The sequence below is a fragment of the Enterococcus spodopteracolus genome (assembly GCF_030441955.1).
Taxonomy (GTDB): Bacteria; Bacillota; Bacilli; order Lactobacillales; family Enterococcaceae; genus Enterococcus_B; species Enterococcus_B spodopteracolus.
Map to the genome: position 1 here is coordinate 126,640 of NZ_JARJHD010000006.1, position 20,023 is coordinate 146,662.

18 protein-coding genes, 15 tRNA genes and 1 pseudogene are annotated in these 20,023 nt (G+C 38.0%); 4 read left to right on the forward strand and 30 right to left on the reverse strand.

Going from position 1 to position 20,023, the window contains the following annotated elements; genetic code table 11:
• Window positions 1-195: 195 nt before the first annotated feature.
• From P3R27_RS09265 to P3R27_RS15150, 6 genes and pseudogenes are all read right to left on the reverse strand, one after another.
• Window positions 196-459, reverse strand: coding sequence for a hypothetical protein (locus tag P3R27_RS09265; RefSeq protein WP_034690141.1), 264 nt, complete (start codon window positions 457-459; stop codon window positions 196-198).
• A 372-nt stretch (window positions 460-831) separates the two neighbouring features.
• Window positions 832-1,137, reverse strand: coding sequence for a hypothetical protein (locus P3R27_RS09270; protein WP_034690142.1), 306 nt, complete (start codon window positions 1,135-1,137; stop codon window positions 832-834).
• Window positions 1,138-1,146: 9 nt separating this feature from the next.
• Window positions 1,147-2,391 (reverse strand): annotated as a pseudogene (locus P3R27_RS15435) (alpha/beta hydrolase family protein).
• Window positions 2,388-2,795, reverse strand: a complete 408-nt coding sequence (locus P3R27_RS09290; protein WP_034690145.1) for a hypothetical protein — start codon at window positions 2,793-2,795, stop codon at window positions 2,388-2,390. The pseudogene P3R27_RS15435 and the gene P3R27_RS09290 overlap by 4 nt, the downstream one beginning before the upstream one ends.
• Before the next feature lie 58 nt (window positions 2,796-2,853).
• Window positions 2,854-3,090, reverse strand: coding sequence for a hypothetical protein (locus tag P3R27_RS15145; protein ID WP_318036147.1), 237 nt, complete (start codon window positions 3,088-3,090; stop codon window positions 2,854-2,856).
• 18 nt (window positions 3,091-3,108) lie between these two features.
• A complete protein-coding gene (locus P3R27_RS15150) occupies window positions 3,109-3,258 on the reverse strand; it encodes a hypothetical protein (protein ID WP_318036071.1) in 150 nt (49 codons plus the stop codon).
• A gap of 508 nt (window positions 3,259-3,766) precedes the next feature.
• Between P3R27_RS15150 and P3R27_RS09300 the strand changes: the two genes are divergently transcribed.
• Window positions 3,767-4,987 (forward strand): MFS transporter, encoded by a 1,221-nt coding sequence (locus tag P3R27_RS09300; RefSeq protein ID WP_034690146.1) that lies wholly within the window; start codon window positions 3,767-3,769, stop codon window positions 4,985-4,987.
• A 125-nt stretch (window positions 4,988-5,112) separates the two neighbouring features.
• Here the strand turns inward: P3R27_RS09300 and P3R27_RS09305 are convergent, their stop codons facing one another.
• The 7 genes from P3R27_RS09305 to P3R27_RS09335 form a co-directional block, all read right to left on the reverse strand.
• Complete coding sequence (locus tag P3R27_RS09305; RefSeq protein ID WP_034690147.1) at window positions 5,113-5,781, reverse strand: YesL family protein; 669 nt, start codon at window positions 5,779-5,781, stop codon at window positions 5,113-5,115.
• A 12-nt stretch (window positions 5,782-5,793) separates the two neighbouring features.
• A complete protein-coding gene (locus P3R27_RS09310) occupies window positions 5,794-6,630 on the reverse strand; it encodes a carbohydrate ABC transporter permease (RefSeq protein WP_034690148.1) in 837 nt (278 codons plus the stop codon).
• 13 nt (window positions 6,631-6,643) lie between these two features.
• Window positions 6,644-7,540: a carbohydrate ABC transporter permease gene (locus P3R27_RS09315; RefSeq protein ID WP_034690149.1), complete on the reverse strand. Its 897-nt coding sequence runs from the start codon at window positions 7,538-7,540 to the stop codon at window positions 6,644-6,646.
• Window positions 7,541-7,759: 219 nt separating this feature from the next.
• Window positions 7,760-9,025 (reverse strand): ABC transporter substrate-binding protein, encoded by a 1,266-nt coding sequence (locus P3R27_RS09320; RefSeq protein WP_301357278.1) that lies wholly within the window; start codon window positions 9,023-9,025, stop codon window positions 7,760-7,762.
• A 35-nt stretch (window positions 9,026-9,060) separates the two neighbouring features.
• Complete coding sequence (locus P3R27_RS09325; protein ID WP_126134018.1) at window positions 9,061-10,194, reverse strand: glycoside hydrolase family 88 protein; 1,134 nt, start codon at window positions 10,192-10,194, stop codon at window positions 9,061-9,063.
• Between the two features lie 11 nt (window positions 10,195-10,205).
• Window positions 10,206-11,993, reverse strand: coding sequence for a DUF2264 domain-containing protein (locus P3R27_RS09330; protein WP_034690153.1), 1,788 nt, complete (start codon window positions 11,991-11,993; stop codon window positions 10,206-10,208).
• The gene (locus tag P3R27_RS09335) at window positions 11,902-12,207 is read right to left on the reverse strand and encodes a hypothetical protein (protein WP_200868975.1); all 306 of its coding nucleotides are present in this window, start codon (window positions 12,205-12,207) and stop codon (window positions 11,902-11,904) included. The genes P3R27_RS09330 and P3R27_RS09335 overlap by 92 nt, the downstream gene beginning before the upstream one ends.
• Before the next feature lie 332 nt (window positions 12,208-12,539).
• Between P3R27_RS09335 and P3R27_RS09340 the strand changes: the two genes are divergently transcribed.
• Window positions 12,540-13,595 (forward strand): LacI family DNA-binding transcriptional regulator, encoded by a 1,056-nt coding sequence (locus P3R27_RS09340; protein ID WP_034690155.1) that lies wholly within the window; start codon window positions 12,540-12,542, stop codon window positions 13,593-13,595.
• A 178-nt stretch (window positions 13,596-13,773) separates the two neighbouring features.
• Here the strand turns inward: P3R27_RS09340 and P3R27_RS09345 are convergent, their stop codons facing one another.
• Window positions 13,774-15,444, reverse strand: coding sequence for a hypothetical protein (locus P3R27_RS09345; protein WP_301357282.1), 1,671 nt, complete (start codon window positions 15,442-15,444; stop codon window positions 13,774-13,776).
• A gap of 3 nt (window positions 15,445-15,447) precedes the next feature.
• Window positions 15,448-16,296, reverse strand: coding sequence for a discoidin domain-containing protein (locus P3R27_RS09350; RefSeq protein ID WP_034690157.1), 849 nt, complete (start codon window positions 16,294-16,296; stop codon window positions 15,448-15,450).
• Between the two features lie 826 nt (window positions 16,297-17,122).
• Between P3R27_RS09350 and P3R27_RS15200 the strand changes: the two genes are divergently transcribed.
• Together P3R27_RS15200 and P3R27_RS09355 are read left to right on the forward strand one after the other, a co-directional pair.
• Complete coding sequence (locus P3R27_RS15200) at window positions 17,123-17,392, forward strand: helix-turn-helix domain-containing protein (RefSeq protein WP_369075741.1); 270 nt, start codon at window positions 17,123-17,125, stop codon at window positions 17,390-17,392.
• 374 nt (window positions 17,393-17,766) lie between these two features.
• On the forward strand, window positions 17,767-18,003 hold the full coding sequence (locus P3R27_RS09355) for a hypothetical protein (protein WP_034690159.1): 237 nt from the start codon (window positions 17,767-17,769) through the stop codon (window positions 18,001-18,003).
• A gap of 544 nt (window positions 18,004-18,547) precedes the next feature.
• Here the strand turns inward: P3R27_RS09355 and P3R27_RS09360 are convergent.
• The 15 genes from P3R27_RS09360 to P3R27_RS09430 all read right to left on the reverse strand — a co-directional run bounded on the left by P3R27_RS09360 (window position 18,548) and on the right by P3R27_RS09430 (window position 19,974).
• A tRNA-Leu gene (locus P3R27_RS09360) sits at window positions 18,548-18,631 on the reverse strand.
• 17 nt (window positions 18,632-18,648) lie between these two features.
• Window positions 18,649-18,720 (reverse strand) — tRNA-Gln (locus tag P3R27_RS09365).
• 9 nt (window positions 18,721-18,729) lie between these two features.
• A tRNA-His gene (locus tag P3R27_RS09370) sits at window positions 18,730-18,802 on the reverse strand.
• A gap of 64 nt (window positions 18,803-18,866) precedes the next feature.
• Window positions 18,867-18,951: transfer RNA gene (locus P3R27_RS09375), tRNA-Leu, on the reverse strand.
• Between the two features lie 16 nt (window positions 18,952-18,967).
• A tRNA-Cys gene (locus P3R27_RS09380) sits at window positions 18,968-19,038 on the reverse strand.
• 38 nt (window positions 19,039-19,076) lie between these two features.
• A tRNA-Gln gene (locus P3R27_RS09385) sits at window positions 19,077-19,148 on the reverse strand.
• 9 nt (window positions 19,149-19,157) lie between these two features.
• Window positions 19,158-19,230: transfer RNA gene (locus P3R27_RS09390), tRNA-His, on the reverse strand.
• Window positions 19,231-19,232: 2 nt separating this feature from the next.
• A tRNA-Trp gene (locus P3R27_RS09395) sits at window positions 19,233-19,306 on the reverse strand.
• Window positions 19,307-19,312: 6 nt separating this feature from the next.
• Window positions 19,313-19,393, reverse strand: a tRNA-Tyr gene (locus P3R27_RS09400).
• Between the two features lies 1 nt (window position 19,394).
• A tRNA-Phe gene (locus tag P3R27_RS09405) sits at window positions 19,395-19,470 on the reverse strand.
• A 43-nt stretch (window positions 19,471-19,513) separates the two neighbouring features.
• Window positions 19,514-19,586: transfer RNA gene (locus P3R27_RS09410), tRNA-Asp, on the reverse strand.
• 9 nt (window positions 19,587-19,595) lie between these two features.
• Window positions 19,596-19,668: transfer RNA gene (locus P3R27_RS09415), tRNA-Val, on the reverse strand.
• A gap of 16 nt (window positions 19,669-19,684) precedes the next feature.
• A tRNA-Glu gene (locus P3R27_RS09420) sits at window positions 19,685-19,756 on the reverse strand.
• A gap of 16 nt (window positions 19,757-19,772) precedes the next feature.
• Window positions 19,773-19,861 (reverse strand) — tRNA-Ser (locus P3R27_RS09425).
• Window positions 19,862-19,900: 39 nt separating this feature from the next.
• A tRNA-Asn gene (locus P3R27_RS09430) sits at window positions 19,901-19,974 on the reverse strand.
• Window positions 19,975-20,023: the final 49 nt, after the last annotated feature.

The window sequence follows — 20,023 nt, forward strand, 5'->3', positions numbered from 1 at the left end:
TTTTTGAAACGAAATCCATCATCCAACATCGAAAAAGAAGTTGGGAAAACAAATCGTTTTCTCAAGTTCTTTTTTACATTTTAACTCCACTTATTGGACAAGGTAGCTTGCGGTTCGGATAAATCAATTATAAAAAGAAACACAGAGTGAACAGCCCGCCAAACTAACACTGATTATTCTCATGATAACACTGATTTATTCAAACACTTTCAATTCTTTTTCTTGTTCATCGAATACTTCTATTACCTTTTTGGCAAATCTTCCTTTTAAAGAATTTTCTAACTGATCACGACTACTAGAAAATGAATTTTCCGCTTCCTTTACCGCATCCTTATGGGTTTTATCCGTCGTTTTCTTTTCTGCCACTAAATTTCCCTGCATGGCAATTCCCACAGTTTGGACATTCCATCGCTCTAAAGTTTTTCTTAATTCATTTAACAAATCTTCTAATTCATCCATGACTTCCCGTTGCCAAAAATCTATAATTAGTTCCTCAAGATAAAGTTATCTAACATCTAATTTATAGAGATTATATATTTTGACAAGCTAGTTTCCTCCTTATCTACCTCTTATTTTTGAGAGACTTTACGCTATAACCAACGAAAGCGCTCCTCAATCATTCTTAAATTCCTCTTCTGATTGATACATTTTTATAGACTAATCTATATGAGACAATTGCCAAATATAGAAAATTCGAATTTCAAAATTCCACTTTCATTGAGTAAAGCAGAATTAACTTTTAGTATAATTTCTCCTCAACCACAAGATACACATTATTGAGCCATTTAAAATGACATGTGGGTATGTTTTTATGTAATGATTGCTCTTTTATCACTGATTGAACTTTCGATAAGCCGCTTGATACTCTCGTTCTAAATCATCAAATCGTTGATGTAACTGACGTCGTTCTGAATTTAATGCTGTCTTATATTGCTCTTCTGCAATTTGATATTGTTTCCTTGCTCTCATCAACGGTTCGTTATCAAGGGCTAAACCATTTAGACTTCGCCTTAACAGTTGTTCAGATTGTTCAACTACTTCTTCTCCTTTTCGGTTGAAATATCGCAACAAGTCTTCCTCTTCTTCTAGTTTGATTCGTTTTCTCTGATAGTCTGCTTGCAACTCTTCAATCGTCATTTTCTTCCTTCACTCCTTTAGTTGATTGGCTAATTCATGATCTCGTGCCACTAAATCATCGATTTTATTTGTGATTTCTTTCGCCAATTCGTCATAACGTTCGCCTTTTCGTCTGGCTTTTTGGATTCGTTGTTGACATTTTTCCTTTGGCGTCATTACGTGTGTTTCCCATGTCAAACCAACCGATGCATTGTTTCTTTTACTTCCCAGGCACTTAAAGAAGGTGCAGCATGTTCCGCTTTCGTACTTCTTCAGCCCAATTCATTTCGATTCGTTCAATACTACTCTGATTGATTCGAATGACTTCCTCCATCGCATTTTTAGTCTTTCGCCCCATTGTCTCTACAACTAACTTTGTTTGACTATGATTCAAATAAATTCGGTCATTCGCTGATAAACTTCCTCCACTCGCAGTAAACTTCTCACACCATTTTTTCAACGTACCCAAATGACTTGAGAAATCACTCATTGCTTTATATTTTTCCTGTTGTATACTTGCTTTCGTATTATAGTCGTTCTCTGGAATGATCAGATTTCCGTATTTATCAAACCTCCAAATATCTAAACCATGATAATCAAACGGATTCATCCCCCCATTTCCATGCTTATTTTTATTTCTGCACCTGTTCCATCTCCCATGAGATTGCCAAGCAATTCATTCCCACGATTACGATAATTCGTCAACATCCCCGGATTTTCCTTTATCCATTTTTTTGCTTCTGGAGATAATAGTTCGTAAGGATCTGGTCCATTGAACCCAACATTTTTCCATTGGTTTTCAGCTGCGACATACAAGGCTAGATATTGTCCTAATGAATGTCCCGTTGTAGAAATTTCGGCATCTTTATACTCATTCTTTACCTCTTTCGCAAACTCAGTAGCTGACGTCAATTGCCCTGAAACACGTGTTTGACTAGGTGTCATAGAAAAACCCGGACTAACTGTTTTATCAAAAAAACCACCGATCGTTCGTATATCTGTTTCTATATCCTTAAAATTTGATGTATTTGTTCCTGCATAAGAAATCACTACTTGGGAAGTATCAACATTCCCTTTTTCATCCAGTGGACCGACTGCCATAGCTTGGGTGCCATCTGTTTTAGAGTTTTCTTTGAGTTTTAGTATTTTGAATTCAGCCCCACCGAAATTGCGAAATGATCCTTCTTTTAAATCAGAATTATGTTCAGGGTGGTTAGGATCTATTCGATAAACCTTATTACTTATACTATTATAATTTTTATCCGTAATTGTCATACATAATCCTCCTCACCATTTGAATAAATCACTTTTATTTTATTTTTCGTAATTCCTTTCGTTTGTATACTTCTATCCTCTATTCCGTAATCAAGAATCTCACGGCTATGTTTTCCAAAACCGTATGAAAAATACACTGATTCTTGTTTGGTATTTGTCATAGTAACAAACATGTCATAAGAACCTGTCATGCTGAAGTACCCTGAATGCTCAATTTTCACCTCTAAAATATTCGCAAATGTATTTTTCAAAGCTTGCACCGATTGTTTCTCTACCGCTAACAATTCTTGTGCTCTTCTTTCTTCTCTCTTATCCATATATACTTTCCCTCCAATTACGATTATTACCAAACTGAGCATGACTGTTATACCTATTAACAGTTGTTTATTCATTCGTTTTTTCATAATCCCTCTCGCTTCTTATCGATATCGTTAATACACCAATCTGCCTATTTCACTAGGATCAAACATCTTCCTCCCCGTTGGAATAAGTTACTTTTACTTTGGTATTAGTTACCCCTTCAATTTGTATATGGCTATCTATAATTCCATAATCACCAATTTCTTGACTATGTTTTCCAAATCCATACGAAAAATAAACTGATTGGTCTTTAATATTCTTCATAGTAACAAACATTCTATATAAACCTGTCATATTGTTATAAGCTGTATCCTCAATTTTCACTTCTACAATATCCACAGATATATTCTTCAAAGCTTAGACCGATTCTTTTTCTGCGATTAACAATTCTTGGGCTTTTCTTTCTTCTCTCTTATCCATATATACTTTCCCGCCGATTCCAATCATTACCAAACTGATCAGCACTGCCATGCCTATTACAAGTTGTTTATTTGTTCGGTTTCTCATCTACGCCTCTTTTCCTTTCAAAAACAAAGTTTCGCTTCTCTATTTAATAGATACGTCAAAGACAATCAAAAAACGAAAAACATGAAAACATCCTCTAAATAATTTACCAACTATTCCAATATAAAAATAAATAGTTATTTAATAGTCGTTCACTTTCCAGCAAATCCAAAATTTCAGCTATTGATTACTCTTTATATTCAAGGATTTAATTTCATTACTACAACTTATAATAATGTATTATGTAAATCATCACACCACTTTTATATCGTTATTTATTACATTTCTAATAAAAGATCTTTTTAGATTCATAACCGTTTACATGTTTATCTATAGACTAGTTGCGGATCACATATAAATCGTTTCAAAAAAAATTCTTCCTGTTTGTTCTTTACAAATTTTTTTAGATATGATAAATTCGTGACAGCAATTAGGACACATTCTCCGAAAAACCCTTTTGGGCATATAAATTGTTAAGCACATGATTTATATCAAAAGGGAGAGAATACAAATGTCAAAAACTATTTATGATGAAAAGAATTGGAAAACGAACATAGCATACTTACTAACATCGCAAGCCATCTCAATGATCGGAACGATGTTGGTACAGTATGCTATTATTTGGCATGTCACATTATCAACCCAATCAGGAACGATGGTTGGGTTGATGAACGTTATTGGCATCTTACCAATGGTGCTGGTCATGCCTTTTGCAGGAGCACTTTCTGATCATTACGACCGAAAAAAAATCGCTATTTTATCTGATAGCTGCGTTGCACTTGCTTCTTTGGTCATGGCCATCCTATTGATTATGGATAAAGAAATGGCGCATAATCTTTTCTTATTATTAGGTCTGATATTCATTCGCTCTGTAGGCCAAGGATTTCAAACGCCTGCTGTCTCTTCGCTCATTCCGCAAATTACCACAGAAAAGCACTTAGTACGAGTCAACGGTATTGATCAAGCGATCCAAGCTGTAATAATGCTTGCAAGTCCTGCATTAGCAGCGACATTACTGACAGTTTTACCTTTAGAGATGATATTGATGATCGACTTTGTGACAGCGGTTATCGGTGTGACTATGCTGTTTTTCCGAGTAACAGTTCCCCAAATGAAATCTCAAGAAACAAATAAAATAAACGTGTTATCCGAAATAAACTCAGGTGTCAAATACCTACGTATTCATAAAATCCTGCTCGCACTGATCCTTGTTGGTTTTATGGGCAGCATATTTTCTACACCCGCTGCAAACTTAGCGCCTTTACAAATCACTCGTAATTTTCATGAGGGACTATGGCAGCTATCGGCCACTGAGATTGGGTTTGCTTCTGGGATGTTAGTTGGAGGATCTGTGATGAGTACTTGGGGAGGGTTCAAAAATAAAATCAAAACGATTGCTTTAGGTTATTCATTATTGATCCTTCCTTTTATTATGTTAGGTATCACATCAAGTTTTTGGTTGTATTTTGCCATGATGGTAGCAATTGGTTTTGTTGTGCCCATCTCACGAACTGCTATGGTTTCATTCTTTCAGGCAAAAACAGATCAAAGCCATATGGGGCGTGTCATGAGTTTAGTAACAATGGCAATCAGTATTGCTTCACCGGCTACGATGTTGATTTTAGGTCCATTGACAGATGTCATTTCAATTGATTGGATCATGATTGCAAGCGGACTGATCCTGATACCCCTTGTCCTATGGCTATTGGTCGGAAAAAGCTTTCGTTTCTAGTCTCTATTGACCTTCTCCCGATGTCTTCGAGTCAATGACCATTGTTCAAAATGATTAGCCCCAAAAGATAGATTTTTGTTCTAACCTTTGGGGGGCCTATTCGTTTTTCATTTTTTTGTTAACAGCTACTGATTTTTATTTAGATAGCGATACGTCTGCTTGCAATTCAAATAAATCAAACCTAAAAATAAGCAGGGTGTAACCAAGAAACCAAATTGGGGCTTAACGACCATCACGATCAACAAAAGAAACACCAAAATAGTATTCAATAAACTAATGTACCACTTTTTCAATACATAATAGAAAGAGACATGGTAGATTTCTCGTATGGAGATTTCTGGATTTTTCACTTGGAAATAAAAATTATTGATCATCAGATTAATGGCTAAGATAATAAATATAAAAAATAAAGGAATGAGCCATATTCCGATTGGCTGGTCCTTGAAAAACAGGATATCGACAAAAGAGATCGCGATTACAAGATATCCTGAACCACCTAAGTACATACTTTTTTTCCATACCCAGCGATACAGTTGAAAAAAAGTTTTGACTGGGGCTTCGTTTTCTTGGATTCCCTCGACAAACCAGACAAAAGTTGTCATGATGGCAGGTAAGAAAAAAAACAGACTTCCTAAGAAAAAGAGGCTATTCCTTATATCGATCGCAGTAGTTACTACGACTAAAAAAAATGGGAGATTCACAAGTAATAAGCATAGATTCCCCGCCAGAAAACTATATGCTAAACGAAACAGCTTCATGTAAACATTCGTTTCAAATGTTTGCTTTTTAAACATAGCCTTTCCTTTCTATCCTTTGACCCCAGAAGAAGCAATACCTTCAACAAAATATTTTTGCATGGCTAAAAAGACAATCGCAACTGGTAAAACAGACAACACAGATGCTGCCATAATCAAGGCATATTCCGTATCATACAACCCAACGAACATTTTTAATCCTAATTGGATCGTTTTATTTTCTGTAGATGACAGATAAATAAAAGGTCCCATGTAGTCATTCCATGTATTGACAAAAGTGATGATCGTCAAACTAGCCAAAGCTGGTTTAGTCAATGGTAAGATGATCCTGCGATAAATGCCCCATTCGGATAATCCATCAATTCTTGCACTTTCGCAAAGTGAATCGGGAATACTACTATAGTATTGTTTCAATAAAAATACGCCAAATGCACTAAATGCTTGTAACAAAATCAAAGAAAGTAACGTATCAGATAATCCTAATTGCCGCATCATGATAAATTGTGGGATCATATAGGATTGCCATGGAACAGCGATCGTACCAATATATGCAAGAAAAAGAAGATTTCTTCCTTTAAAATGCATTTTAGAGAAACCATAAGCAGCAAAACTGGATGTAAATAACTGGATCAACGTGATCACGATACTTAAAATGGCTGTATTTTTGAAAAAGGTCAATAATGGAATGCGTGTCCAAATGACCGAATAGTTTTCTGGATGCCAGGTTTTTGGTATCCACTGGATCGGAACCGAAAAGACATCATTGTTCGCTTTGAATGATGCAGAGATCATCCAGATAAAAGGGATCAAGGTGAGCAGTGAAAAAATTAGAAGTAACGTAAATACTAAAATTTTATGAAATGATTTTTTTTCTGATCGATTAATCATCCGTTCTCCTCCCTTACACTTTCTCTCGGATCTGATTCCATTTAAACTGGATGACTGTAATCACAAGGACGATAACAAACAAGACCATAGCAATCGCTGAAGCATAGCCGAAATTGAATTTTACGAACGCTTCACTATAAACTTGATAAACTAACACATTGGTTGCACGCCCCGGTCCTCCATCAGTCATCACTTGAACAAGGTCAAAAATCTTGAAGCAGTTGATAACCAACATGATTGTCACAAAAAAGGTTGTTGGGCGCAATGCAGGCACGGTGATGTGGCTGAATTGTTTCCATTTATTCGCACCATCCATTGCAGCTGCTTCGTACAATTCTTTCGAGATCCCTTGTAAGCCAGCTAAGTATAAGATCATGTAATACCCCATTCCTCGCCAGACACTAACGATAATGATCGCTGTCAATGCCCAATCTGAACTAGACAACCAACCAGGGGGATTTTCGATAACCACACGTAAAAATTGGTTGATCGGTCCCATGGTTGGATGGAACAACATACTCCACACCACTGCGATTGCTACTAATGATGTGACATATGGAAAGAAAAAAGCTGTCCGAAAAAATTTGACTCCTTTGATTTTCTGATTCAATAAAATGGCCAAGCCCAATGAACATATCAATGTCAACGGAACCACACTGATCGTATACAAAAAGGTATTTTTAAGAGAGATCCAAAATGTATCATCCGATAACATGCGAGTGAAATTTTGCAGACCAACAAATTCAGGTGTACTAAAGGAATCCCATTTCATAAAGGCTAAAATCAATGAAAAAACAACAGGTACTAAAGTAAAAATCAAAAATCCAATAAAATTTGGCGCAATAAATGACCAAGCAATCAACGTATTTTTACGTTTTAGTTTAAGTGAAGCTGACTTCGTTACTTCCATAGCTTGATGTCAAAAAAACCAATTGGTTCTTTTAACGCTCCCCCTTTCATTAAAGGCAATAACAGGTATTCGTGTTAGCTATACACTGAAGGCGCAGAAACAGCCCCTTCAGCATATAGTTGACAAGATAGCGGAGGAAAATCATTTATCCCCCTTATTTATTTGATATGAAAATGAAAGAAATCTTACACCTTCAAGACAAAATCGCCACACACCTTTTTATTCACTTTCTTGTTTTACTCGTTTTTCCATATTACCAATTGCTTCTTTTGGTGTTTCGTCTCCTACTAAAATCAGTTCATGTTCTTCTTGTAAACTCTTATCGATAGCTGGTCCGTTTTCATCCACTGGAAACTCAATAGCGATCTTCTCCGGCTTGAAAGCTGTTTGTGAGACTTCGTCATTTGGCATTCCGTTGCGGCTAAAGTACAACTCATTGATCGCATCTGTTCGATAAGAAGGTACTACACCTACTTCTGCTAACACTTTAGCTCCCGCTTCACCCGAACAAAAATCAAGGAATTTTTGCGCTAGTTCTTGTTCTTTCGAGTTCTTATTGATTGCAAAGGCTGTTGGTGACCCAAATGTTTGGATTTCCTTTCCTTTTTCATTTTGTGGCATTTGAGAAATCCCCCACTCCACATCAGTTTTTCCAGCATCGATATTAGTCAACAAAGCGCCCATGTACCAAGAGCCCATATACATCATGGCTGCTTTGGAGTTTTCAAATTGAGATTGATAGGTCACATTCGTCGACTTGACCGTACCAAAATCCATCTGCGCTTGGTCTTCTTGCATCCGCAATACACGGTCATAGTACTCACCTAAAAAGCCATAATCTGGTTCAACCAGATTTTTATTATTTTGCGCAGCAGCAATCGCTTGGACGGTCGAGCGCCAAGTATGCTGGTAAGCACCGTATACTTGCTCTTCTGGTTTTGAAAGTTCTTTCGCCAACTCTTCGTATTCTTCCCAAGTCAGATTATCTGGATAAGGCAATCCTGCCTCATCAAATAACTTTTTATTATAATAAAGCACCCAAAAGTCTGTACGATACGGTTGCGCATAGGTTTTCCCATCAATATCATACATCTCGTAGCTTTCCATGGCAGGGTCTGTGTCTAAATCTTTGATGTGCGAAGATCGATCGACTAATTGATCTCTTAATGCATAGTTTGAATACGACAATAGATTTTTCATCGTCAACACGTCTGTCGAATCTCCGCTTGCTAACATCGTGGTCAATTTCGTATCATAATCATCAGAAGCAATATCTACTGGGTTCACTGTTACCCCAGGATTTTCCTTTTCAAATGCCCGAAAAAGTTTGTCAAATTCTGGCGTAGTATCATAATTCCATGTACTGACTGTCAACACCGTTCCGTCCGTTTGATCTTGTGCTTGGTTTTCATTTCCGCATGCCCCCAACCATAGCCCTCCACTAACAAGTAATCCAGCAACTAAACTTTTTTTCCAAAACTTCATATTCCAATTCCCTCCATTTCTTTCATCTTAGTTTTTTACCAGTAACTGTACCAAACTTTTTTCAGTCTTATCAGGGCTTCTACATAGTAATAATCTCCCCAGATCATACACTCCTTCACTCCTTTATTTGATTTTTTGTCATAGACTCCTTCAAGTAACAAGCTGTTCGATTGTGGTGAATCCACACTTGTATAATCAGTTGATAACGTTTTCATAATTGTGATAGCAACAGTTTGATAATATTCTTTTTTCGGATCGCTTAATGGCAGTTGCTTCGCCAGTTCCAATAAACCACACACCGCGATTGCCGCAGCGGAAGTGTCTCTTTCTTCACCACTGCCATCATGAAATACTAAATCCCAATAACAGATAGTGTCTTCTGGTAAGCAGTCAATAAAATAGTCAGCTAGTCCTTTGGCTGTTTCTAAAAACGTGTAATCACCTGTATGATTATAACTCAGTGTAAAACCATAGATTCCCCATGCTTGCCCACGCGCCCAACAAGAATCATCTGAAAACCCTTGTTGTGTGTTACCACCGATTGCTTTGCCAGTTTTCGGATCAAAATAATACGTATGGTATGTCGTAAAATTATCACGAACGATGTAACGTTGTGTTTGTTTGGCATGGGCATAGGCAGCTTCTTTATAACTGCTCTCTCCCGTCATATTAGATGCAAAATACAGAAGCGGTAAGTTCATCAGACAATCGATGATCATACGACCACGTTGGTGCTCATCCTTTAAATCTCCCCAAGCTTGAATAATCTGTGTATTAACGTCATAACGCTTCATCAGCCGATCCGCTGCTTGAATAGCTAATTCTTTTGAAGATTCCCGCCGGTTCACTTGATAATCAGCTACTGCTGAGAGTGTGTACAAAAAACCGATATCATGCGTTTCAAGCGCAATGTCATTTTCAAGGCGTTGGCGAAAAGATGCCAATTGTTTTTCGATCGTTGCATCAACCGCTTGGTCATTCGTCAGTTCTTTTACTAGGAAGAGCATCCCTATCCAAAAACTAGCTGTCCAATCCGTGTTTTCCTCTGGAACGTAGACAAGGTCTACGCTCGCAGCAGGTGGTACGGTATCTTGAAAAAGTGGCAGATTTTTTTTGACTTTATTAGTTACAAAATCAATTTCATGTGTCAACCAATCAAATTGTGTCATTCCTACCTCCATTATCTAATCGTTAGTTCGATTGTTTGATTCTTTTGTTGGATCAGTAATTTTTGTCCTCTTTGCTCAATAACTGGCTGAATCACTGTTTCATCAGGTAAAGTCCCAGAAACAAGAGACACAAGCAAATGTTTGCCTGAGGAGATCTCAGCTGAGACAAAAGGTAACATCGTACGTGGGTAAAAGAGATTCGTATTTGGTTCTGTTCGCACAACATCCGCTTTTTCGTACCCGATGATACCCTCAATCTTTGAGGTTCCGATACTTGTTTTTGCTTCGATACTTAACGCGTCTGCTTTTGGCAAAGTCTGTTCGAGAGGGACACTAAAACCTCCGTCATACGCATGTATAGAATCTGTTGTTTCAATTTCATGGACTCTGACGTGACAGTTTTCCAGTGGAACGATCGTGGAATGGATTTTGACGTCTTCCCACGGAGACCATTCATGGATGATACGATCAGGTAGAACAGAAAAATCTAGATCTAACCCTTTCGGACGGAAATAATGACCATCTTTTGCCAAAGCTAACGTACTGTCGTAGGCACCTTCGTAATACCAATAATCAGATTTTGGGACACTGAAACCGAAGCGTGTCGAATAGACGAACTTACTATATTTGGCATGTGGGAAGCTTTGCTGATTGACAAACTGCCCAGCTGGAAAAGCTTGAAGATGAGTTAATGACTGATTGTATTGGTAAAAATTTTTACTTTCCGGCAGTGCTCGTGTCTTTTCTTCAATTTGTAGTGGACATATTTCTGCTTGCCAATACGGATGATCATCAGGTACAGCCAATAAGAGAAAACTCTTCATTGCCCAATAGGGAGAACCCGGTCCGTTATACCCTTCTCCAAACACTAGATTTTGATAATGATATCCAATAGTTAAAAGCCCATCTGTCGAGAAAATCTCTTTATCCATCCAGTTTTCTAAATGACGACTAAGCAACCCTTTGATTTCACCCCAAGGGAGTGCTTCTACATCCGCGAACACCAAGGCACTGAAAAAGCTCGCTTGGGCAAAGCGGTATGTCAAGCTACGACCAAAAGGTAATGCTTCGCCATTGGCATCAAACCAATATTTAAATGTTTGAGCAAAAAGAACGGCCCGCTCTTTGATTCGCTTTGTGCGGACTGGATCTTCCTCTGCCATAAAATGGGCATATACTAAGCTGTAATAATGGATCGCAAATGAGACGTAGTAATCATATTGCGTATCTGACCCATCAAAATACCAACCATTGTCATTGTAAAAATGCTCGATCGCTTCAAAATCTTGATCGATTTGTTGCTGTGAGTAGGATTTGCCACATTTTTTCAATGCGATATTCACCAATATACGGAAAAAATACCAATTATTTTTAGGTATCTTACGCAAATTCACTGTGAATAACCATTCTGCCAGGTTCGTCTGTTCTATCGAAGTTAAACGTCCCCAGATTTTTTCAGGATTCAAAAGTAACGTCGTACTTATTGAAGCCATCTCGACAATCAACTGGTCATAGTCTGTTACCGTGCCCCAATACTCATCACTCTTTGGATCAGTCCCTGCAATGATTCCTTTCAGATAATCAGATGCTAATTCAGCGTCCTCTTCGTCGACCAGATAAGGACCAAATCCCCAGAGTGGCCGTAAAAATGCTTCAACTTCTCTTGTTGCCTCTGAATAGACGGTCCCATGTGTTCCTAGTTTTAATTTACCCGGTTGATTTTTGTAATAAGGACGTAACGGTGCCATTAGCTGGCGAAAATTTTCTTGCCATTGTTTTTTTGTACGAAATTGTTGCATGTATATTCTCCCTTTCAATAAAAAATCCTTTGATAAACCCATAATATTCTCCGTAAACGAGCACTTCATCGCCCACATTGATTGTTGTTGCTTGTTCATTGAATACTTGGTAATCACTTGAACCACTTCTCAGAATAAAGCGATCGCCTTTTGCTATTTGTTCTTGACCATCTGATCGTATAATTTTTCCTTCGATTTTTACCCACTGATGCAATGGAACCTCTGCTGACTGATATTCTTTTTCAGTAAAAACATGCGCCTTTTGCTGGATTTCTTCTTTGATTTGATTTTCAAAAGCCTTCTCTTATTGTCGGCTATTTGTTTGACATCCTGTACAAAAAATAACGATAGTAATAAATTGTAATCCGAAGAGAAATCGTTTAATTTGGCTCCTCTCCCGATGAAATCGTTTTCTTTTACTAAATTTTACCTAAAATCAGTAAAAAGTCAACGCTTTTTTGGTAAAAAAATAAATATTTTTACTTTCTTTTTTTACTGAAATTACCTATACTATAATTAATAAAGTCTATTATCCGGAGGTAGCTTATGGCGACGATCACCGACATCGCAAAGGAAGCAGGCGTATCGATCTCTACTGTTTCACGCGTATTAAATTATGATGATACACTCTCAGCAACAGAAGAAACCAAACGTAAAGTTTTCGAAATTGCAGAAAAGCTGAACTACACTAAATATAAAAAGAAGACAAAAAAAAATGGCAATTCCCACTCAGCAAATGAACTGTTGAAAAAAAAAGGTGTCCTTGGTTTGATTACTTGGCGCACGAGTGACGAAGAACTAGAAGATATTTATTACATGTCCATTCGTTTAGCTGCCGAGAAACGTGCGGTGGAACTTGGCTATCACGTCATTAACTTTTCCCAACACGAACAACATCAAATCCAAGCAGTCGATGGCATCTTAGCAATCGGTAAATTCACGCAAGAAAAAATCGACGAATTAAATACTACTGCGCCAAATCTATGCGTCGTCGGATCAAATTTTCCTTTTCATGATTATGACTGTGTCAATACTGATTTTGGTCAAGCCACTGAAGTCGCACTTACTCATCTCTTAGATTTAGGACATAAAAAGATTGCCTATATCGGTGCAGAAGAAAGTGCTAATCTCTATGGATATCGAACCTACAAAACACCAACGACAAATACGTATATCGATATGATGAAACATCATCAGCTATTTGACGAAAACTATTTTTTCGTCAAAGAAAATAGTTCTCTCGACGTCAAAACGAGTGAATCACTGACAGAAAAAGCCTTGGCACAATGGCAAGACGATCTACCAACTGCCATTTTAGCCGCAAATGATGCTTTCGCTATCGGTATCATCCATACATTGAATGCTCATCATATCCAAGTACCAAAACACATCAGCGTGATGGGCATCAATGATTTATCGATTTCTCGCTACATCACGCCACCCCTTTCAACGGTTAGAGCTTATACGAAAGAAATGGGCGAAACAGGTATCAATCTTTTACACGAACGTATCCACTCCCCTGGTATTGCGAAACGAATCCTATTAGATACAGAATTAATCGTCCGTGGCTCAACTACCTCACCAAATAAAAAGAACTCATGATAGATAGATGAACTTCCGATAAATAAGCTAGAAAACCCTAATTTTTCAAAATTTTGGGTTTTCTAGCTTATCTATGAAGGAATTGCTTCTGAAACACCATTTATTCGGTTTCGAGGATATGTGTGTCACATTCAATAAAAAAGTCGCACGCTTACCGCTGATAATCACGTGCCCTCACTTACTTTTGACCGCAATCTTTGATCTGGATTGTTTCTTCTTTCAGCAACTGATAAGACGCTTGGATCAGCGTAGCTTCATTTTTTTGGCCATAGTGATCGTAATAACTTTCTCTGATCAACTGCACAGGTTTTGAAAAATACATCTCACACTTTTCTTTTTCTCCTGTGATACATACCGTTTTCCCTATAACTTCCACTGGATTCGTCGTTATAAAATTTTCAATAACTAACTGATTTTCTTTTTCGAATGTAAAAGCATCACTCAAAACAAGCTGTCGTTTCGAACGATCCACTTCTATTGTCCGATCCATCTGGCGTAGTCCTATCTGCGAAGGATACGTGGAAGCCAATTCTGTCTTGAAGACTCCACCAGTTCTCGTTGATGGAAAACTCGTATGTTCTGCCGCAACAGCTCCAGGTAATTGGTAACTGTTCGCAACGATAGGAATACTATGCCCAAGTGCGCTGTTCACTAAGAAAAGATAACGTGTTTTTTCATCAAAGTAATCTTTTGTATATTCTCCTGCTCCAAGATCGGTAAGAAATAAGTCTTCTCTCGTACCAAATACGAAATGACCAATATCTATATGATTATGGCTTTCATCATTTCGTCCTCCTTTTGCTGCAAACACCAAATTTTCTTTCGAAGATTGAAGAACGCCCCATGCTACATCCTCAAAATAATGAAGGACTTCTTTTTGATCATTCACAATATGTCTTTTTGACCAGAGTAAATTACGTAATAAATGGGCAAAACGATAACAATGATCAAAATCTAAGTCATTGATTCTCACAACTTCGGGAATTGCGACATGAAACCTTTCCTGACAGAAACTCAATAATCCACTTGGTAACTCCGCTGGGTGGTAGTCGGAAAACAGTATAGCCTCTGTTTCAGCGAGCATCACATCATTAGGGAAAGCCGCGATTTTTTTCACTTTATCACCCAACAGATAGCGGTCATCATCATAAACTTGTTGGTACTTTTCTGCAAAATAAATATAATAACCAAATCCATATGCCCAATAACTGACGCCTTCCTCACATGCGCCATCCATCCCAAAACTTCGTAAATAAGAGGCCATACAACGATCTACCTTCCTCACTATCTCCGCTTGTGATTCACCGTCTTTTTCTTGTATATCCAAGGCAGCCATACCAATCGAACCACCTACAACCGCACTCCAATTGTTTTCAAATGATTCAAACGGCCATGTGTTTGTTACAAAAGGAACAAAGAGTCGTCGATCGACTTCCGACCGGATTCGAAACGTCAATAGTTCAGATAATTCTTTCTCAAACCACTTGACTATCTCTGCTAACATTTGTCCTGTCTCAGCTGCAAATAAATCGATCCATATCGGTGCATCCACACGAAAGTGATTCGCTTCAATTGGTAAATGAGCTGGTAAACTCCAACTATACTCATTGCAGATCGCCCACAAAACTTGTTCTAACCCTTCAACTACTTCGGCTTCTTTTTTTTGCAATAAGGACAACGCCAAGACAGTAGCATGTTTACGTCTTGCAAAGTAAGCCTTCTCAAAAACCAATCGCTCTCCAGTCATCAAAAACTCTCTATACCCCGAGACTGGCAACTCAGGAACTACTTTATTCGTAAGATACTCTTTTTTGGCTTCTGACAGTTGCTTCAAAAAGTATTTTTTCATTGCTCATCCTTTCATCGGCTGATTATTCATCCCCCACAGTTCAATTTGCGTCAATGCAGGAAACGGCGATGGGTCATTCGCTTGAATAAGATCACAAAAGCGAATAGCTTTGGTCTTTCTTGCACTAAATGAAAAATATTGTGGTTGAGCTGTTTTTTCGGTCGCAAACGTTTCACTAGTTCCATCGTCAAACTGAATCGTCACATTCGTCCAGTAACTATCATGGGGAAAGTCTGCTCGCCATGTAAAGCCAACTTTATCCAATTGGACCTCTCGGCCAAAATCAATCGTCAAAACTGCATCAGCCTGCTGATTGATGCCCCAAGATTGAAAGGGGTATGAACCATGAGAATGATTCGCGTATACGCCATCGATCGCATTACACGCAAAGAAAGTGGCATCATTCCGCGTATCCACATTTGCACTCGCATGTGGATACGCACCAGTCTCTTCTTTTTGATCATGCGGATTCAACGCTAAATTACGATACATTTTCACTTCCTCTTCAGAAGCACAACGAACACTTATATAATGACGTCCCCCAGAAAAACGAGTCTCCGGTCTAGCTTTGATACGACTGGAATGAAATGAAACTTCATAGGTCCATTTATTTCCCGGTAGATAGATCAGTGAACTTTCTAAAGTTTCATCTAGTTTGACCCATAGGTACCTCCCAGACTCGTCCATTTCAACAACGATTTGATCTCCTTCTTGGTACTCAAATTTTCTCATAGACAAATGTACAAAATTTTCTGCTGTCACCACCAAATCTTTTTCTATTTCTTCTTCTCCTTGAAAACTTTTTCTTGGAACTCTTTCTTTATCATAAATCGCTAATGTTAACTTCGTCATTTCACTACCCCCTAGTGATCATTTTTATCTATTATAACGTGACTGGCAAGAAAAGAAAACGATTTATTTTACTAAATATTTAGTAATTAAATTTTCGTTATTTAGTTAGAAATACTGTTTCCATTTCTAATAAATTCAGATTCAAACTTGCTACTACTGCTAAAACTCAGTTTTACCAACTGAACATCTCACTACATATTTATATCCATAAAATAAGTTTTTTATTTAGAATTAGTATAGATTAAGAAAATAAATCACTTTATATCACTAACTAAAATTACATAAAATCAATTATATTCATTATTAAATTTAATTCCAATAATATTCAACATAACGTTTTGTCTATTTAAAATAGTATTTCTTCTAATTTTACAAATGAGTTTTACCGTTTAAAAATAAGTAGTATCAAAAAAAAACACTAAAAAGAGCTAACTAAATCATCGCTCATCGACAATAGTTGAATAACCATGTGGAAGTAATGAAGAAAATGATTAAATTTTAAATAACTAATACACTATTAGTAATAACTATATTTTCATCTTCTAAAGTGTACTTATTTTCAAATTCTATATTTGTCTTAAAGAAAGGTTTCTCTTATGAATAATTTACCTATGACATTACAATTAAATAATCAATTCAAACGACAGTATAACTTACTACAATTTATACGTACGCACCAGAGTAAAAACTTAATCCTTAGAAAAGTTAGGACCATCAAAACCAACTTTACGAAAAGATATCGATATTATCAATCATTCCTTATCTACGATTGATTTTCAGATTATTAAAAATGAACAAGGATTCTTACAAATAGATCCACAAAAAAATCTCTGTCGATTCAGTCATTACTATACTAGCTAAAGATACAATCATTTATCGTATGATGGCCCTATTACTTCACAACAAAACGTATAGTACAGAACAATTATCGGACCACTTGATAATCTCTCGTAGTTCAATTTTCAATATCATTCGTTATATGAATGAAGTACTGAAAGAGTATCGCATATCGAAAGCAACCAATCCGCTCACTTTGATTGGCAATGAAGAAGATAGTCGTTTTTTTACTCTTTTCTTTTTATTCAACCTTTGGTGATAGTCAAATCATCGATTCTGATAGAAATCATCATATGCAATCAATTATCGCTCATGGTCGAAAAAGTAGGATAACTTTTCTACATTTTAGCCATTTTCGTTTTTCACTTTGGTTATCGATTGGTAAAGTTAGAGGACAGTCTAAAAATGTTTGTTACTTTAACAATAGCACCTTTGCTTTAGTCAAAAAAAATCGAGCCGATCAGCTGATTGAACAGCTGATTGCCTCCTATTATTCTTCACTCTTCAAGCTAACGATGCCTGAATCAGAATCACTATGGCTGTATCTTTTTTCTTACATTGTGTCTCTATTCGAATTGGCAAGGATTTGATGAAGAACGAACCTACGCCTTCCGTTGTCTAGAAGGTATAGGGGTGATCGAAGCCGTCCAACGTTTTTTATTACAGGTTTTTCAAAAAAAGATGCTGGATAGTGGTGCTTTAAATAAAATCGAAGCCTTCTTGATTAATACGAGATTGATCTCAAAGATGAGTCCACCATATGAAATGACTTCTGTTGCTTTGATTGATTTAATGAAAGAAAAAATACCCAGGGCTTTTTCACTTTTGGCTTCAGCATTTAGAGCGATTAAAAGTACATCCGATATTTGAGTTCCACATCTTGATCATTTAGCAGCTAGTCTAATCACGTTCCATGCAACGATTTTAAAGATCAAATCACAAAAACCTCTGTGGGTAAAAAGTTGCCTCTCGATGGACGATTATATTATTCAAGAAGCAGAATTACCCTTCTTGCGACAAAGCTCAGTCAAATTTTTGATTGAACAACCAGTGACAAAAAAAAGAAATCGATGATCATCAAGCCATCTGATCATTTACGACTATGATCCACATGTAAACGAGGAACTCCCTTGTCCGATTCACCATTTGCCTAATATTCCTACACAAGAGGATTGGACGCTTCTAATGGATAGAATCACTCATTTAAATTCAGCTACTTCCACAACAAATTATACAGGCTATTTCAATCACTTGATATTTATTTATAAAAAATACCCATTGAATTATTTTAAATCTCAAAATAATTCAATGGGTATTTTCCTGGCGTATATGATCCGTTCGTATATGTGTCTCAGTGTCGACAACGTCTAACAAAGAAAAAAGCACCAACGTATAGACTACGTTAGTGCCAAAATACCGGCGGCCGGGGTCGAACCGGCACGATCGTGAGATCACTGGATTTTGAGTCCAGCGCGTCTGCCAATTCCGCCACGCCGGCAAATAAATAGCTAAAAACTGGGGTAGCTGGATTCGAACCAACGCATGAGGGAGTCAAAGTCCCTTGCCTTACCGCTTGGCTATACCCCAATAATAAAGGGCGAATGATGGGAATCGAACCCACGAGTGTCGGAGCCACAATCCGATGCGTTAACCACTTCGCCACATCCGCCATATTAAAATAATTTGTTATTTAATTTCCGAATAAAAAACTAAGATGTGGTCATCTTAGTTAATACCGGCGGCCGGGGTCGAACCGGCACGCCCTCAACGGGCACTGGATTTTGAGTCCAGCGCGTCTGCCAATTCCGCCACGCCGGCAATGTAATTAGTACTAAGGCGGTAACCGGATTTGAACCGGTGATGAAGGTTTTGCAGACCTCTGCCTTACCACTTGGCTATACCGCCATTATACTATTTTAAGCTATAAATTAATATTTATAGGACTGGGGTAGCTGGATTCGAACCAACGCATGAGGGAGTCAAAGTCCCTTGCCTTACCGCTTGGCTATACCCCAATAAAAAAAGGCGAATGATGGGAATCGAACCCACGAATGTCGGAGCCACAATCCGATGCGTTAACCACTTCGCCACATCCGCCATGGCAGGGGCAGCAGGAATTGAACCCACACTAACGGTTTTGGAGACCGCTGTTCTACCTTTAAACTATGCCCCTATAAAATGGAGGAGAGTGGATTCGAACCACTGAACCCTAAGGAACGGATTTACAGTCCGTCGCGTTTAGCCACTTCGCTACTCCTCCATGGTGGCGCGGGACAGAATCGAACTGCCGACACACGGAGCTTCAATCCGTTGCTCTACCAACTGAGCTACCGCGCCATAAAGAATAAATTATTTATTTTTGTTAATTGAATAGAAATGACGGTCCCGACGGGAATCGAACCCGCGATCTCCTGCGTGACAGGCAGGCATGTTAACCCCTACACCACGGAACCAAATCATTATGGAGGTTAACGGGATCGAACCGCTGACCCTCTGCTTGTAAGGCAGATGCTCTCCCAGCTGAGCTAAACCTCCAATGTATCCAATTAAATGACCCGTACGGGATTCGAACCCGTGTTACCGCCGTGAAAGGGCGGTGTCTTAACCGCTTGACCAACGGGCCAGTAAAACATCAATTACGGAGAGTAAGGGATTCGAACCCTTGAGACAGCTTGCACCATCTACATGATTTCCAATCATGCTCCTTCGGCCTCTCGGACAACTCTCCAGAGTGAAAGAAGCTCATTACTCTTCTCATAAATGAGAACTCCGGCAGTAGGACTCGAACCTACGACATCATGATTAACAGTCATGCGCTACTACCAACTGAGCTATGCCGGAATAATAATACCAGCGTGGCGGCGTCCTACTCTCACAAGGGGCAACCCCT

What these genes read in the sequence shown, in the direction of transcription:
- P3R27_RS09305 (WP_034690147.1), bottom strand. Translation starts at nt 5,781, where the DNA reads ATGTTTAAAAAGCAAACATTTGAAACGAATGTTTACATGAAGCTGTTT.
- P3R27_RS09315 (WP_034690149.1), bottom strand. Translation starts at nt 7,540, where the DNA reads ATGGAAGTAACGAAGTCAGCTTCACTTAAACTAAAACGTAAAAATACG.
- P3R27_RS09350 (WP_034690157.1), bottom strand. Translation starts at nt 16,296, where the DNA reads ATGACGAAGTTAACATTAGCGATTTATGATAAAGAAAGAGTTCCAAGA.
- P3R27_RS09310 (WP_034690148.1), bottom strand. Translation starts at nt 6,630, where the DNA reads ATGATTAATCGATCAGAAAAAAAATCATTTCATAAAATTTTAGTATTT.
- P3R27_RS09270 (WP_034690142.1), bottom strand. Translation starts at nt 1,137, where the DNA reads ATGACGATTGAAGAGTTGCAAGCAGACTATCAGAGAAAACGAATCAAA.
- P3R27_RS09325 (WP_126134018.1), bottom strand. Translation starts at nt 10,194, where the DNA reads ATGACACAATTTGATTGGTTGACACATGAAATTGATTTTGTAACTAAT.
- P3R27_RS09300 (WP_034690146.1), top strand. Translation starts at nt 3,767, where the DNA reads ATGTCAAAAACTATTTATGATGAAAAGAATTGGAAAACGAACATAGCA.
- P3R27_RS09330 (WP_034690153.1), bottom strand. Translation starts at nt 11,993, where the DNA reads ATGCAACAATTTCGTACAAAAAAACAATGGCAAGAAAATTTTCGCCAG.
- P3R27_RS09340 (WP_034690155.1), top strand. Translation starts at nt 12,540, where the DNA reads ATGGCGACGATCACCGACATCGCAAAGGAAGCAGGCGTATCGATCTCT.
- P3R27_RS09320 (WP_301357278.1), bottom strand. Translation starts at nt 9,025, where the DNA reads ATGAAGTTTTGGAAAAAAAGTTTAGTTGCTGGATTACTTGTTAGTGGA.
- P3R27_RS09345 (WP_301357282.1), bottom strand. Translation starts at nt 15,444, where the DNA reads ATGAAAAAATACTTTTTGAAGCAACTGTCAGAAGCCAAAAAAGAGTAT.
- P3R27_RS15150 (WP_318036071.1), bottom strand. Translation starts at nt 3,258, where the DNA reads ATGAGAAACCGAACAAATAAACAACTTGTAATAGGCATGGCAGTGCTG.
- P3R27_RS09290 (WP_034690145.1), bottom strand. Translation starts at nt 2,795, where the DNA reads ATGAAAAAACGAATGAATAAACAACTGTTAATAGGTATAACAGTCATG.
- P3R27_RS09265 (WP_034690141.1), bottom strand. Translation starts at nt 459, where the DNA reads ATGGATGAATTAGAAGATTTGTTAAATGAATTAAGAAAAACTTTAGAG.